This window comes from Sphingomonas pokkalii, from assembly GCF_003096275.1.
In the GTDB taxonomy this organism is placed as follows: domain Bacteria; phylum Pseudomonadota; class Alphaproteobacteria; order Sphingomonadales; family Sphingomonadaceae; genus Sphingomonas; species Sphingomonas pokkalii.
This window is the reverse complement of record NZ_QENQ01000001.1, coordinates 3,142,209-3,157,635: the sequence shown is the minus strand read 5'-3', so window position 1 is coordinate 3,157,635 and position 15,427 is coordinate 3,142,209. Positions and strand designations below refer to the sequence as shown.

General features: G+C 65.7%; 9 protein-coding genes. 7 read left to right on the top strand and 2 right to left on the bottom strand.

The window, feature by feature from the left end; translation table 11 throughout:
• Nucleotides 1-142: 142 nt before the first annotated feature.
• Both DD559_RS14470 and DD559_RS14465 read right to left on the bottom strand, forming a co-directional pair.
• Nucleotides 143-799 carry a TVP38/TMEM64 family protein gene (locus DD559_RS14470; protein WP_165831098.1) on the bottom strand — a complete coding sequence of 219 codons (657 nt, stop codon included), beginning with the start codon at nt 797-799 and terminating at the stop codon, nt 143-145.
• A 133-nt stretch (nt 800-932) separates the two neighbouring features.
• Entirely contained in the window at nt 933-1,850 is a 918-nt protein-coding gene (locus DD559_RS14465; protein WP_133243828.1) for a hypothetical protein, read from the bottom strand.
• A gap of 370 nt (nt 1,851-2,220) precedes the next feature.
• Between DD559_RS14465 and DD559_RS14460 the strand changes: the two genes are divergently transcribed.
• From DD559_RS14460 to acpA, 7 genes are all read left to right on the top strand, one after another.
• Entirely contained in the window at nt 2,221-3,291 is a 1,071-nt protein-coding gene (locus DD559_RS14460) for a ferritin-like domain-containing protein (RefSeq protein ID WP_116469808.1), read from the top strand.
• A complete protein-coding gene (locus DD559_RS14455; protein WP_116469807.1) occupies nt 3,288-5,141 on the top strand; it encodes a hypothetical protein in 1,854 nt (617 codons plus the stop codon). Before DD559_RS14460 ends, DD559_RS14455 begins: the two co-directional genes overlap by 4 nt.
• Before the next feature lie 10 nt (nt 5,142-5,151).
• Nucleotides 5,152-7,011, top strand: a complete 1,860-nt coding sequence (locus DD559_RS14450; protein ID WP_165831097.1) for a TonB-dependent receptor plug domain-containing protein — start codon at nt 5,152-5,154, stop codon at nt 7,009-7,011.
• A gap of 284 nt (nt 7,012-7,295) precedes the next feature.
• Nucleotides 7,296-9,452, top strand: a complete 2,157-nt coding sequence (locus tag DD559_RS14445) for a TonB-dependent siderophore receptor (protein WP_240610272.1) — start codon at nt 7,296-7,298, stop codon at nt 9,450-9,452.
• Between the two features lie 48 nt (nt 9,453-9,500).
• On the top strand, nt 9,501-11,294 hold the full coding sequence (locus DD559_RS14440; RefSeq protein ID WP_240610271.1) for a M14 family metallopeptidase: 1,794 nt from the start codon (nt 9,501-9,503) through the stop codon (nt 11,292-11,294).
• Nucleotides 11,295-11,493: 199 nt separating this feature from the next.
• Nucleotides 11,494-13,650: a TonB-dependent siderophore receptor gene (locus tag DD559_RS14435; protein ID WP_116469803.1), complete on the top strand. Its 2,157-nt coding sequence runs from the start codon at nt 11,494-11,496 to the stop codon at nt 13,648-13,650.
• Between the two features lie 107 nt (nt 13,651-13,757).
• Nucleotides 13,758-15,410: an acid phosphatase gene (gene acpA / locus DD559_RS14430; protein ID WP_116469802.1), complete on the top strand. Its 1,653-nt coding sequence runs from the start codon at nt 13,758-13,760 to the stop codon at nt 15,408-15,410.
• The last annotated feature ends 17 nt before the right edge of the window (nt 15,411-15,427 follow it).

Here is a 15,427-nt window from a genome sequence, read left to right as displayed (position 1 = left end):
GGCTGACGCCCGGCATGTTCCTGAATCCGTCCATTTTCTGCTCCCTGTTGTCAGACGGGGAGGCGAATGCGCACTCCCATCTTCAGCGCGCACCCTGGCAGCCGCAGCCGCTGCGCGGAATCGAACCAGGGTATAGGGGGGCTCAGCCGTCGGGAGGGGTCGGCGCCGCGCTCGGGCACGCGCCGGCCGGGGGCCGCTGGCGCCCGGGATCCCGCCGGACCCAGACGAGCACCAGCAGCATCGCGAGTGCTGGCACGCCGATCGCCGCGGCCAGCGCCGGGGGCGCCGGCGCCGCGCCAGGCCCCGATGTCGCCCCGGCAAAGGCATAGACCGCGCCGAGGCCGATATCCGCCAGCGCCGCCGCCACGATCAGCGGCCAGCGCCTTCCGCCGGACGCACCGAGCGCGACGATGGACGCCTCCGCCAACACCGGCACCGCGCGGCAAAGGATCACCGCGAACACGCCATGCCGCGCGACCCAGCGGTCGAAGTCGGCATAACCCTGCGCACCCAGGATTCGCCGTGCCGCCGGCGTGCCGGCCCGGCCCAGCCACAAGCCCAGCAGGCAGCCTGCCGTCAGCCCGGCGGCGTTCACCAGCGTTCCCGCCCAGCCGCCCAGCATCGCCCCCATCGCCGTTGCCACCACGCTAGACGGCACCGGAAGAACGATGTCGAGCGCGAGCAGCACCGCGCCGGCACCCGCCGCAAGCCGGTGCTCCGCCGCGAGTATCGCCGCCGTCTGCCGGTCGATCGCCGCACCAAAGAGGAGGAAGAGGATCACACAAAGGGCGAACAGCATCCCCGCCGCCCCAATCCCCCGCAACCACGCGGAAGATCGCGGGCTCAACACCGGATGCATGGCCGGCCACCCCACGCGATCGCGGCGCGCCCGGCCCGGTGCGGGGCAGGGTCGACGGGCGCGCGCGTGGATATCAGGGCCTCCAACGCCCGATGTCACCCCAGGTCGGCGCCCGCTTCGCCGGTGCGGCACTCGTCGTCAGCCCTTGTGGCGCCGCCTCGGGCGGATTGAACAACTGGCAGGCGGGCAGGGTCGTCGGATCGATCCCTGCCACTTCTCCCCAGATATCCTGGCTGGGCTGCGTCACGCTGAAATTGGTATAGTTCTGGCTGACATAGGGCGCGTTCGCCGGCGCAAGCGGATAGCCGGAGAAATAGAAGGATTGCGGCATCACCTGGCCGGCCGAATTTGCCTGGAAGCCGTAGCCGAACAGGATTCCGCCCTTGTCGGTAAGGTCGGCGCTCGCGCCCACCTGCATCACATAGCCATTCTGCGCGCTCACCCAGAAGGAATAGCCTTGCCCGCCCGCACCGATGCGGGCGCTATCCTCCTTGCTATAGGGTAGATGCGAGATGAAATCGCGCCGGGGCGGGTGATTGAGTCCCGAAAACAGGCAGATCTTCGGCATCCAAGCCGGTCGCCCCTCGCCCGCGATGAAATAGGCGACATTCCCCAGCGAAATGAACTTGCAAGAATAGTGATTGTCGAGCGGAAAGATCGGCAGACAATATTCATCATACCGCTCTTCCATCGCCCCTTCGCCGGACTTTCCGACCCAGGTCGAATCATAATAGGTCTTGCCATAGGATGTCTGGTACGTCGCGCCGGCCGGCGGCTTGCCCTGGTACGGGGGCGGGTACTTGCCGGCATCGGGGCCATAGACGCGGTACATCGTCCAGTCGGACTGCCAATAGATCGGCCAAAGCGGATCGGCGGGGTCGCCCTTTTTGCGCTTGTAGACACAATTCTCCACCTGACAGGGGCTAACCTCGGAAGGGTTATGGGCGCCATAGGTCTGATAGGTCTGCGCCGCGGCGGGCCATGAAAGCACTGCCGCCAATCCGACGGCAGCCGACCGTGCCAGTATTTTCATCATCACCCCCCATTTCAGCGAATCATTGCATCGAGCGCATGTTCAGCCCTGCATTCTTTTCAACAAAGACAACACATCGTACAAGAGAACATTCGATCCATTCCGCCTATTTCGATAAGTCAATTCAATCCAATCAATTGCTTTGGAAATATCATCAAACTATCTCTGGGTTATCTTTTATGAACCGCAATCGCATTCATATCGCCACAAAATACCATTGACTCATTTCCGCTATATATATTCGATCCCAATCCGGGAACATCAAGATTATGACGCGAACCTTAAAGTTCGCCACGACGATCCATGCGCGTATTCTTGGGGGAGCAAAATGACGAGTATGGTGAAGCTTAGCTGGCGCGAGCCGCGCGGACTTGCCGATGTGCAATCGCTTGTCCAAGGCGCGATCGATCTCGAATTCTCGACCCTGCCGCCCTATCTATACGCGTCGATGACGATCCTGCCGGACACCAATGCGCCGGCGAAATCCCGCCTGCAATCGGTGATCATGCAGGAAATGATCCACATGTGCCTGGCGTGCAACATCCTGAACGCGATCGGTGGCACGGTGGCGATCACTCCCCCTTCCTATCCCGGCCCGCTGCCCCATTCCGTGGGCGGCAGCCTGATCGTCCATCTCTATCCCTTTTCCGAAGCGGCGGTGCTGCAGGGCATGGCGATCGAAACGCCGTTGGAACCCATTGATCCGCGTGTGCTCTTCCAGCGTTCGCCCGGCACCGAGGAAGAAGTGACGATCGGCGTCTATTATGAAAGGCTGAAGCTCGCGCTACAGGCCCTGCCCGATACCGACTGGACGCCGAACCGCAACCAGGTGGACGACGCCCAATTCTTCCAGGGGCAGGTTTTTGCCGTCAACAACTGCGCCGATGCGTGCAACGCGATCGATCAGATCGTCTCCGAGGGCGAAGGCACGCCGAAGACGCCGGCAAACCAGGGCAGCCCGCTCGATTTCCAGAACGAGCTCGCCCATTATTATCGTTTCTGGGAAATGCAGAAGAACCGGGTCCTTGAAAAGGACATCGCACCGGATCGGAACGACTCCGGCTACCGATGGGGCGGCCCGCTGGGGGTGGACTGGACGGCCGTCTACCCCGCGATTCCGGACCCCGAACAGTTTGATTTCAGCAAGGAGTCGGAGGCGGTCCAGCTCGCGCAGGCGAAATGCAACGCGGCATATACCGATATGGTCGCCGCGCTGCGGGAAGCATTTGGCGGCGCGGCCGGGCAACTCGGCGTCGCGGTGCGCGCCATGTTCGATCTCCGCATGGCGGCGATCCAGGCGCTCAATACGCCGCTTCGCAACGGCATGGTCGCCGGCCCCGCCTTTCTCTGCGCGCAACCCGTCACAACCGCTGCCCCCGCGATGGGAGAGGTCGCATGAGCATCCTCGAATTCCCGCGAATCTATTTCAGCGGCGAGATCAGCTGGGATCCCGTCACGACCAACAACAACACCTATCCCAGCTGGCTGGCCAATTACGACGAGGTGAACGCCGATCCGCAACTGGACGGCGATACGGTGCAGCCCAACCAGGTCACCAAATATCGCCAGCTCGCGATCGAGCAGATCCCGACGCAGAACTGGAATCCGGCGGGCACCTATCGCTCGATCTTCTACAATTGCCGCGTCTCCGGTGTGGATATCGGGGCGGGACTGGATACCACCGATCCGTTCGTCAGCGCGCCGGTCAATTTCGCCGGCATGTTGATCGATGCCGAACCCTATGGCCCCTACACCTCGCAATTGTTCTTCGATTCGATGCGATTGGGCATTGATGGCGGTTGCCGCATTTTCGGCGCGCCCGTCGTGCGGGCAAGCGACAGGTACATCAATTTCAACGCCAACCGCGCCAACGCCGTGATCGCCGGCGTCGCCTCCGTGATGTGGCAGGCCTGCTATGCCTGGGATCCGGCGACGCTGAAGATCGACGCGTTTGATTCGCCCGCGCTGCAGGCGCTGCTCGCCAGCATGGGTGAGCCGGGGGTGAAGGGCGTGATGACGCGTTTCTGCACCTATCGGACGATCTATTACGACGACCTTGGCCTCGCCGACGGTTCCGACGCGGAAATGGCGGAGAAGGCCGGCGAACTGGTCAAGAAATTCATGGCCGGCGGCTTTCAGCCCAATCCCGCCCGCAGCCTGCTCGTGGGCACGGCCGGTATCTGGCGGGAAGGCGATCCGATCCACGAGCCGGGCGACCGGACACTCGTCACCACCAATGCACCGGTGCCGATCGGCAAGGGTCTCAAGCCTGTGCCGCTCGGTACCGGCTGGGCACGGGTGAACGGCAACCGGATCGCGCTCGATCTCTCCAACGCAGTCCCCTGGAATACCACGGCGCCGGACAAGGCCGATATCGGCAACCTGTACCTCTCCGCCGGCGATGCGCCGATCGCAACGCTGGCGCCGAACAGCTATGATCAGGCAGCCTATCTGGCGACCTCCGGCATCATCGACGTCCCCCTTCCCGAGACCCAGGCCGCGCTCGACCTGGACGCGCTGACATTGTCCGCCGACGTGAACGGCAAACGCGTCCCGCTCCTCGTCGAACAGCCGCTGCGGGCGATTCCGCTCGAACCCAACCTCTATGTCGACCAGGGAGACCCCGCCGAGGCGGTGGTTCAGGTCTATGACGGCGGCGTGCCGGCCGGCGCGAACATCGTCGTCACCATGTCCGAAGTCGGTTCGCTGGAAAACAATCCGCTCGTCTCGGCGACGGATGCCAGCGGCCGCGTTCGATTTCCGCTGAAGACCTCGGTCGCGACGGTCTCCGCGCTCGTCTTGCAGCCGGGCAACAATCCGACGCTGCCGGTCACCACGAACAACTTCAACCCGCAGGTCTTCACCTACATGTATCTGCGCGTCCTGCCGGGCGACGACGAACTCGCCAAGCTCGAGCCGAGCTGGGAGAATGTCTATGCGCATGTCCTGTCCTATTGGCAGGCAATCGCTCCCTGCATGGACAATTGGCTGCGGCTGGATGACGAGGCGCAGGTCCGGGCCTATGCGTCGACCATCAAGAAATTGACTGACCCCGGCTATTTCGAACGGTTCCGCTACATGCCGGCAACGCGCGATCTTACGCGGGGCCAACGGGCCCTGCTCTATAACTTCCTCGATGGCACCACCCCGGAGGCTACGCTGCTGCAGGCGACGCCGGCGGCGACGACAGCGTCCGAACCGGAACCGGCAACACCGGACTTCGCCATTCTGGCCCGCGAAATGCGCTGAGAGCAGCCCGTTGCGCTGGACAATATCGCTGGCGGCAGTTGCCGCCTCCTTCGTCGCGCCTGAAGCGCTTGCCCAGACGATATCCGCAGATGCGGGGAAGCAGGATATCTTCGTCACCGCATCCCGCACCGGGGACATTGCCGGCATCGCCATCGCGGATCGCGAGGTCATCGCGCGCCGGCAGCCGGCTTCACTGATCGAAGTTCTGGACGACCTACCGGGCATCCGCGCCTTTTCCACCGGCGGTCCCGCCGGCGGGACGTTCCTGTCGATCCGGGGCGGCGAACCGAATTTCACGACAGTGATGATCGATGGCGTCCGGCTCAACGATCCAACCGGCAGTGCCGGAGGCGCCTTCGATTTCGCCCTGCTCGATCCGTCGATCGTTGCGCGGGTCGAGGTTTCGCGGATGAGCGGATCGGCCATCCATGGTTCCGATGCCTTGTCCGGGGTTGTGCAGATCGTAACCCGCACGCCAACGCAGAACGGCCTGCGCGCCGGCGCGCAGGGATGGATCGACAGCCGCTATGGCGGCGCCGCCTCGGCAAGCATCGCTGGCGGCTGGGCCGGCGGGGGCGTGATCGCCTCCGGGGCCCGCTACGATAGCGGCGATGGAGATCCGGCGGGATCGCTTCGCCGCGACCAGCTGTTCGGCAGGGCCCACCAGCAATGGGGCGATTTCCGCCTCGCGGCCCTGGGACTCTACACCACCACCGACGGCACGCGCTTCCCGGAGGACAGCGGCGGCCCCCTGCTCGCCGTGATCCGCACGCACGAACGCCGCAGCGGCGATCTGAGCCTGGGCGCCCTGTCGCTCGCCCGTGATCCCTCCGCGCGGATACGGCCCAGCCTGTCGATATCCTGGTCGGTTCAGCATGGCGACGGCAATGCGCCGCCGATCGCCCCCGGCGCCCTCGATGGCGTACCCGCCACCACCGTCCAGGATCGCTTCGCCCGGTTCGAAAGCATCGCCGCGCTCGCCGGTGAGCTTGGGCCGTTCACGCTTTCCACCGGCGGCGCGATCCTGCGCGAGGAAGGTAGCAGCACCGGCACGCTCGACTTCGGCTTTCCGCTCCCGGTGCAATTCGCGCGGACCCGAACGACCCGTAGCGGCTTTGGCGAAGCGACCCTGCACGCATCGGGCGGCCTGACGCTCGGCGGCGCCGTGCGCTACGACAAGCTGTCGGGCGGTAGCGGCAACTGGACCGGACGCGGCAGCGTCCGCTGGGAGACGCGGCCCTCCGGCCCTGCACTCTTCGCGCATCTCGCCAATGGCTATAAGCGCCCGAGCCTCTATGCGCTGGGCCACCCGTTGATCGGCAATGCATCGCTCGCACCGGAGACCAGCCGCAGCCTGGATCTCGGCATCGAGTTGCCGGTGCCGGGCGGCCAGGCCAGCCTAACGTTGTTCGACAATCGCTTCCGCAATCTGATCGATTTCGATCCGGTCGCCTTCGGGCTGGTCAATCGGGCGCGGGTCGGCACGCGCGGCGCGGAAGGCGCGCTGGCGCTGCGGCTGGGGCATGGCTGGTCGGCTGGGGGCACCCTCACCTATCTTTCGGTGGAGAGCGAAACCCCGCTGCGCGGGCGCCCCGCCTTGAGCGGCAATGTCCGCCTCTCCTGGGAGCGCGGCGCATGGCGCACCGATACGACCCTGCGCGGCAACAGCGACGTCAACGACAGCGCGGTCCCGACAGGGCTGCGAGTTACGCCCGGCCATCTGGAGGCGGATGCCGCGCTCGCCTATCGGATCACATCGCGCCTGCGGATTCGCGCTACCGTTCGCAATCTCGGGGATAATCGCAGTTGGGATGCCGTCGGCACGCCCGCGCCCGGGCGCAGCCTGCGCCTGTCGATCGTGCTGGATTGAAGGTCGGCGAAACAGCAGGACCAGCGGACGCCATCCAACGCCCAAAGCGCGCCTGATCGGCGCGCCGATGGGCCGCCCACTGACGGCAGCCAATGCCGGGGCGAAATTCGCCGCCGGGCATTGCGCGCGCCACACCGCGCTGCGTCGCACCATTCCCCTCTTGCCCGAAAATGAAGAGAACGTTACAACATCTCATTGTTGCTGCCGGGTCCAGGATCCGCGGCGTCGATATCCCGGTGTGCCGCGATCCCTGCCGGCGCCCGAATCAATCAGGGGATTCCGCATTGCTTCGTTCTGTTCGTACCGGCGCGCTTGCCGGCGCTCTGCCAGCCGCTGTCCTGCTTTCGTGCTCGCCTGCCTTTGCGCAAACCGAACAGGAGGTTCGCGCCGACGGCGAGCGTGAGGAAATCACCGTTACCGGGGTCCGCCAGTCCTATCGCGGCAACTTCGCTCTGCGCGAGATCCCCCAGTCGATTGCGATGATCGACGAACAGCTGCTGCAGGAGCAGAACATCACCCGGCTGACCGATGCGCTGGACCTGAATGCATCGGTGGCACGGCAGAACACGCTGGGCGGCCTGTGGGATGCGTTCGCGATCCGCGGTTTCGCCGGGGACGAGAATCTGCCCAGCGGCTATCTGGTAAACGGCTTCAACGCCGGACGCGGCTTCAGCGGCCAGCGCGACGTGGCGGGTATTGAGCGGATCGAAATATTGAAGGGGCCGGCCGCGGCGCTGCTCGGCCGCGGCGAACCGGGCGGCACGATCAACCTCGTCACCAAGCAGGCGCAGCTCGGCCGCAGCTTCGGTTCGGCGGCGCTGCAATATGGCAGCTTCGATCGGGTGCGCGCGGAAGGCGATGCCAACATCGCGCTGACCGGCGGAGTCACCGCGCGCCTGATCGGCTATGTCGAGGATGGCGACACCTTCCGCGACACGATCCGGCAGAAGCGCTGGGGCCTGCTGCCCTCGTTCGGCTTCGCGCTCGGCGCGAACACGCGGGTGACCTATGATTTCGAATGGACACGGGTAGAAACCCCGTTCGATCGCGGCATCGTCGTGCTCGGCGGCAACTTCGACACCGTGCCACGCTCCCGCTTCCTGGGCGAGCCGGGCGACGGTGATACGGTGGCCCGCGCCACCGGCCACCAGCTGCGCCTCCAGCACGATTTCAACGATCGCTGGAGCCTCTCGATCGGCGCCAGCCGGCGTGACACGTTGCTCACCGGCTTCTCGTCGGACGCCGAACTCACCGCCTCGCGCCAGAAGCTGTTCGTCGACGGACGCTCGCTCTCCCGCCAGCGCCGCAGCCGCCGCTACGATGCGGGGCAAACCGTGGTGCGCGCCGAAATATCGGGCGATTTCGAAACCGGACCGCTGCGGCACCGAGTGATCGTCGGGGCCGATCACGATCGCTTCGTTTATGATCAGCTGTTCACCCGCGTCCGTCCACCGCTGGTTTCATCCGCGCCCAGCGACCGCGCGGGCTATGTGATCGACCTCCTCAATCCGGTCTATGGCCGCTTCCCCTTGCCGACACCAACGGTCAACACCGATCGCCGCGACCTGCAACAGGCCAGCGGCGCCTATGTGCAGGACCAGATCAGCGTGACCGATCGGCTCCAGATCCGTGTCGGCGGCCGCTACGACCATCTGTTGCTGCGCACCGATAACGACCTGACCCGGATGACCAGCCGGCGCGCGCGCGGGCGCTTCAGCCCGCAGGCGGGCATCGTCTATCGCCTGAGCGATCCGCTGAGCCTCTACGCCAGCTATGGCGAGGGGTATCGCGCCAATGTCGGCACCGATGCCGCCGGGCTGATCTTCGAGCCCGAGACCACCCGATCGATGGAAGCCGGGATCAAGCTGGCCGCGTTCGGCGGGCGGCTGAACGGCACCATCGCCGTGTTCGAGATGAACAAGCGCAACGTGCTGGCCAGTGATACCAACAATCCCGGCTTCTCGGTGGCGATCGGCAAGGCGCGCAGCCGCGGCGTCGAAGTGGACCTGAACGGCAAGCTCCCCGGCGGGTTCGATCTGCTGCTCAGCTATGCCTATGTCGATGCCGAGGCGCGTTCGAATGTGCTCGATGCCAACTTCTCGTTCCAGGTGCATCCGGGCGACCGGCTGATCAATATCCCCGATCACACGCTGAACCTGCAGCTAGCGCGCGACGTCACGATTGCCGGCAGGAAGGCACGGTTCGGCGGAGGCGTGCAATATGTCGGCGAACGTTCGGGCGAAACGGGTACCCGTTTCACGCTGCCCGCGCACACGCTGGCGCGCGCCTTCGGCGAAGTCGAGCTGACCGATCGGGTACAGCTGTTCGGCACGGTGTCGAACCTGTTCGATGTGCATTGGTACGCCAACAGCTACAGCCCGCTCTGGGTGCAGCCGGGGGCACCGCGCACCGCCACGATCGGGCTCCGCGCGACTTTCTGAACGCGGCGCCCCAGCCGTTCCTGTACCGCTTCTATGATGGTTGAGACGATGAACACCCCCTCCCGCCGCTACGCGGCACTGCTGGCTGCCGTGCTGCTCCCATTGGGCGCAGCCCCGCTGTCCGCGCAGGACGTGCTGGAACTGCCGCCCACGCTGCCCTGGTCGGGCAAGAGCGAAGCACTGGTCGCGCGGCCGGGAGATCCCTGGATCACTCCCGCCGAGGCCGCCGGTTTCAAGACCACGCCGCGCTATGCGGAGGTGCGGGCATGGCTGGAGCGGCTGGATGCGGCGTCTCCGCGCATCAGCCTGCACAGCTTCGGTCGCACCGGTCGCGGCCGCGAGATGCTGTATGTGCGCGCGAGCAACGGCGGCAGCCCCAAGCCCGTCGTGCTGATCCAGGCCGGCATCCATTCGGGTGAGATCGACGGCAAGGATGCCGGGCTGATGCTGTTGCGCGACATCGCCCTGCGCGGCAAGGCCGATCTGCTCGATCGCGTCGATCTCGTCTTCGTGCCGATCTACAATATCGACGGCCATGAGCAGATGAGCCCCTGGAACTTCGTCCATCTGCGCGGGCCCGCCCAGAAGGGCGAAGACGCCAATGCCCGCAACATCGACCTGAACCGCGATTACGCCAAGGTCGATGCGCCCGAGACGCGGGCGATGATCGGGCTGATCCGCCAGTTCGATCCCATCCTCTATGTCGACTGCCATGTCAGCGAAGGTTTCGACATGCAGTATGATATCACCTTCACCTATGCCGGCTGGGGGCGATATGCGCGCCACCGCGCCACCGCCGACTGGCTGGAACAGCGCTTCGGCCCCGCCGCGATGCGGGCGCTGCGCCAGGCGGGCCACACCCCGATCGTCTACCCCAGCCCGATCGACACACGGGTGCCGACCAAGGGCATCCGCTACAGCCCCGAAGGGCCGCGCTACTCGACCGGCTATGGCGACTTCATCGGCATGCCGACGGTGCTGGTCGAAAACCACATGCTGAAGCCCTATCGGCAACGCGTCCTGGGCACCTATGTGCTGCTGGAGGCTGCGCTGCGGATCGCGGCGAGCGATGCCGAACGGATCGCCGCCGCCAAGGCGCAGGATCGCGCCGCCCGCCCGGCCACATTGCTGACCCGCTGGACACCCGCAGAACAGCCGATCGGCTGGATCGATCAGTTCAAGGGCGTGGCGTTCGCGATGGCCCCTTCCCCGGCATCGGGGCGGATGGAGCAGCGCTGGCTGGGCAAGCCGATCACATTTCGGATGCCGATCATCGGCCAGCGCCCGACCGAAACCGTGCGCCTGCCCCGGGCCTGGTGGATTCCGCCCGAACAGGCGGAGGTGATCGATCGCCTGCGCGTCCATGGCATCGCCTTCGAAGCGATTGCTGCGCCGCGAACGCTGAAGCTGGATCGGGTCCGTCTGGTCGATGCGAAGCTTGCCCAGCCCAAGGAAGGGCGCGTGCCGATCACCGCCGGCTTCGTGCATGGCCAGGCGGAGGAGACGCTGCCCGCGGGTAGCGTGCGGGTTTCCGCCGATCAGCCGCTCGGGCTGCTGGCCGCGGCGCTGCTGGAACCAGAGAGTCAGGATTCGTTTCTCGCTTGGGGTTTCTTCCCGGAAATGCTCGCGCCCGCCCCCAATACCGACGCCTATATTCTGGCGGCGCTAGGCGACCGCCTGCTTGCGACCGAGCCGGCGATCAAGGCGGAATTTGAGGCAAAGCTCCGTGCCGACCCCGCTTTCGCCGCTGATGGCGATGCGCGGCTGGCCTGGCTGTTCGGCCGGGCCGGGCCAGGGCATCCGTTCGTGCTACGCTATCCGATCGCGCGCGAGGTGGAATGAACGCCGTGCACAGGCCAGCGCCGTGAACGGGGCTGGCCGCACCGCGTGAGAAGGGGCGCGAACTTTCGCATCGAAATGCCCGAAAGGCGCGCCCTTCCAGTACCGGCTTGCGTCCTCGCCACGCACCCGCCTAATCAATTATGCCTCGCAATAGCACTTGGCACCGGTCGACCACGCCCGTAAGGAGCCCCTCCTGCGAATGATTCGCATCATTGTCCCGGGGGTGAAAGTGGTATCTGTACGAAGCGTATTGCTGGTGTCCGCATCGATGGTTCTGGCGGCACCGGCATGCGCGCAGGAGACACCGGCTGGCGACGCCGCTTCCGCCAGCGAGATCACCGTTACCGGTCGCGCCCAGCGCCTCTATCGGGTTGAGCAGACCACCGTCGGCAAGGCTGCGGAAGACCCGATGAACATCCCGCAGGCGGTACAGGTCATCAATGCCGATCTGTTCACCGATCAGGGCGCCCGCGACGCGACCGACATCTATCGCAACATCTCCGGCGTCACCGCCTTCAGCTATGCCGGCGTCACCTTCCGCGGCTTCCGGCAGGATCAGTCCTTCTACGACGGCCAGCGCGGCAATCCGTTCATCGGCTTCTCGGTCCCGCAATTGTTCAACATCGAACGGGTGGAGGTGCTGAAGGGGCCGGCAGGCCTGTTCTTCGGCCCCGGCTCGCCTGGCGGGATCATCAACTATGTCTCCAAGACCCCTGCGGACAAGACCGGCCTGCGCGCGGTCATCACCGGCGGCAGCTACGATCGCGTCGGCATTTCCGCCGAGGCGGGCGGCCCGGTCGATCGCCAGGGCATCGTCACCTATCGGCTGGGGGGATTCTATGAATCGATGGATCCCTTCCGCCGCAACACACAGAACAAATCCCGCATCGGCGATGGCGGCATCGCCATCAAGACCAACCAGGGCGGCAAGCTGACGCTACAGGCGACGATCTACGACAGCCAGTTCCAGGCCAACCGACTCCGCGGCATCCTGGTGGACGATGCCGGCCATTTCCTCACCAGCATCCGCTGGAACGCGAACGAAAAAACCGATTTCCTGCACCTGCGCTCGCAAGCCTATCAGGCGCGCTATGCAACGGCGATCGGCGACCGCGTCACGTTCGACGCGGGGGTGCGCTATTTCAAGGCGACCGAAACCCAGCAATATCACGAACCGCGCGGGCTCGATCCCGCCAATCCCGATCTCGTCCGGCGCGAGTTTCGCGATCAGATCCGCCCCGTCGACGGCTTGTCCTTCATGGCCAATGCGACGGCGCGGGTGGACCTGCTCGGCATGGCGCACAAGTTCCAGGCGGGCGCCGACTGGTATCACGAAACCAGCGTCCTGCGCTCGCGCATCCTGCGGGCGGGCGTGACCTCGCTCAGCCTCAGCAACCCCGCCTATGGCCGCGGATCGGGCGACGCCGCTCGCGCCGCGCTGCTGCCCTTCACCGTCACCGATACGCGAACCAAGCGGAAGGGCGCCTATCTGCAGGACCAGGTCAGTATCACCGACGCACTGCTGCTGGTCGCCGGCCTGCGCTACGATCGGTTCGAGGACGGGGTCACCGTGAGCACCGGCAACGCGGTTTCCGGGCGTTCCCGCTATGCCGATAGCGATGTGACCTTCCGGGGCGGCGCGATCTTCAAGCCGCGCCAGGATGTCTCGCTCTATGCCAGTTGGTCGCAGAGCTTCGAACCACAGGCCGCCGCCGACCAGAACCGCGATGCCGGCGGCCCCTTCGCGCCGGTAACCGGCAACCAGTTGGAAGCGGGCGTGAAGACGCAATTGTTCCAGGGCCGGCTGCAGGCGAATGCCGCCGCCTATCGCATCGTGCGCAAGAACATCCTGCAGGTCGATCCCGGCCGCGCACCGGTCAACGGCATCGATCCGCTCGCGCCGATCGGCGAAGTGACGAGCAAGGGCTTCGAAGTCGATCTGGCGACGGACCTGACGCCCAACTGGGTGCTGCTGGCCAACTATGCCTATAACGATGCGCGGATCACCGGCACCGTTCCGGGCCAGTCGATCACCAACGCTATCGGCGATCGGTTCGCCAATGCGCCGAGGCACCAGCTGGGGTTCTGGACGCGCTATCAGGTGCCGGCGTTCGGCGCGGCGTTCGCGTTCGGAGGCGAGCATGTCTCGCGCCGGATCAGCCTCTCCGGTCAGGCGGTGCGGCCATATACCGTGTTCGACGCCTCGATCACCAAAGGGCTGGGTTTCGCGGAACTGCTGCTGCGGGTGGATAACATCTTCGACCGGGTGTACGCGGCCTCTGGCTTCACCGCGCAAAGCGGGCATTTCCCCGGCGAGCCGCGGACCTTTCTGGCAGAACTCCGCCTGCGGTTCTGAAAGCCGCATGGCAGCCCGGCAAGAGCGCCGATGCGACGCATGGTTGTAATAAAATATTGTCACCCGACCCGCACGACGCCAAAGGCGTGGCGGCGGGAGGTAGATGCATGCGCGACGACAAGACCGGATCCCCTCGACGGGAGGATACCGACACGGCGATCGAGAACCCCGAGCGGCGCGCGCTGCTCGGCGCGGTGGGGATGGCCGGCGTGCTCGCCGCATCGCCGGCATCGGCGGCGCAGGGCTCCCGGCAACGGCGCGGCGCGCTGACGGAGATCGAAACCGTCGTCGTGATCTACGCGGAGAACCGAAGCTTCAACAATCTCTTCGCCGATTTCCCCGGCTTGGCCGAACCGCTTTCGGCGGTGCCTGCCGCGCGCACGGCACAGCGCGATCGCGACGGAACGGTGCTCGCGGCGCTGCCCAAAATCTGGGAGGGGATGGTGCCCGACGAGCAGATTGTCGAGCATCGTCGCTACAAGATCGGGCCGGACGATCTGGGCCCGCTGCCCAATGCCCCCTTCGCGCTGAAGACGCCGGAAGGCGATCCGCTGCCGCACGGCGTCGTCACCCGTGATCTGGTCCACGCCTTCTACCAGAACCAGCTGCAGATCAACGGCGGCCGCAACGATGGCTTCGTCGCCTGGGGCGATAGCGGCGCGCTGGTGATGGGGCATTATGGCGAAGCCTCCGCCAAGCTGCGCCTGTGGCAGATCGCGCGCGAATTCACGCTGTGCGACCGGTTCTTCATGGGGGCGTTCGGCGGCTCCTACATCAACCACCAATATCTGATCGCGGCGCGTCCGCCCTTCTATCCGGATGCGGACAAGAGCCCGGCGCGCGGCCGCATCGCGCAAGTGGAAGGCGATGACCCCAAGGGCATCCGCCTGAAGTGCAAGCCCGGTTCGCCCAAAAGCGCGATCGACGGCCCGCCAGACTTCGTACCGAGTTCGCTCACGCCCGATTTCTGGTCGGTCAACACGATGCTGCCGCCCTATGCGCCCACCTATCAGCTCGATCCCGAACGCCCGGGCTATGCCGATTGGAGCGATGCCAAGACGCTCGTGCCGCAGCACCATGCCACGATCGGCGATCTGCTGTCGGCCAAGGGCGTGGACTGGGCCTGGTACGCGGGCGGCTGGAACGCAGCGCTGGCGGGACATGCCAATGACGGCAGCTTTCCCAGCCGGCCGAACTTCCAGCCACATCATCAGCCGTTCAACTATTTCGAACAGTTCGCCCCCGGCACCGCCGCACGCGCCAGGCACCTGCGCGACGCCGGCGAAGGCGAAACGGCCCGCACCAACCGCTTCCTGGCCGATGCCGCGGCCGGCACCCTGCCTGCTGTCAGCTTCTACAAGCCGCAGGGCAACCTCAACATGCATGCCGGCTATTCGGATGTGGAAGCGGGGGACCAGCACATCGCCATGGTCGTCGATGCCCTGCGCCGCAGCCCGCAATGGCAAAAGATGCTGGTGATCATCACCTTCGACGAGAATGGCGGCTGGTGGGATCACGTCGCCCCGCCCAAGGGCGATCGCTGGGGACCGGGCACGCGCATCCCCGCCGTGATCGTCTCGCCCTTCGCCCGGCGCGGCCATGTCGATCACACGGTGTACGATACCGGCTCGATCGCCCGGTTCCTCACCCGCCGCTTCGGCCTCGCGACGCTGCCCGGCCTGATCGAGCGCGAACGGGCGATGATCGCCGCCGGCGGACCCGCACCGGGCGACCTGACCGGTGCGCTGACGATCGGCTAGCCAGACAGTTGGTCCCG

Excerpts from the sequence above, each read along its gene's own strand:
- DD559_RS14470 (WP_165831098.1), bottom strand. The coding sequence starts at position 799 with ATGCTGTTCGCCCTTTGTGTGATCCTCTTCCTCCTCTTTGGTGCGGCG.
- DD559_RS14460 (WP_116469808.1), top strand. The coding sequence starts at position 2,221 with ATGACGAGTATGGTGAAGCTTAGCTGGCGCGAGCCGCGCGGACTTGCC.
- DD559_RS14455 (WP_116469807.1), top strand. The coding sequence starts at position 3,288 with ATGAGCATCCTCGAATTCCCGCGAATCTATTTCAGCGGCGAGATCAGC.
- DD559_RS14440 (WP_240610271.1), top strand. The coding sequence starts at position 9,501 with ATGAACACCCCCTCCCGCCGCTACGCGGCACTGCTGGCTGCCGTGCTG.
- DD559_RS14435 (WP_116469803.1), top strand. The coding sequence starts at position 11,494 with ATGATTCGCATCATTGTCCCGGGGGTGAAAGTGGTATCTGTACGAAGC.
- acpA (WP_116469802.1), top strand. The coding sequence starts at position 13,758 with ATGCGCGACGACAAGACCGGATCCCCTCGACGGGAGGATACCGACACG.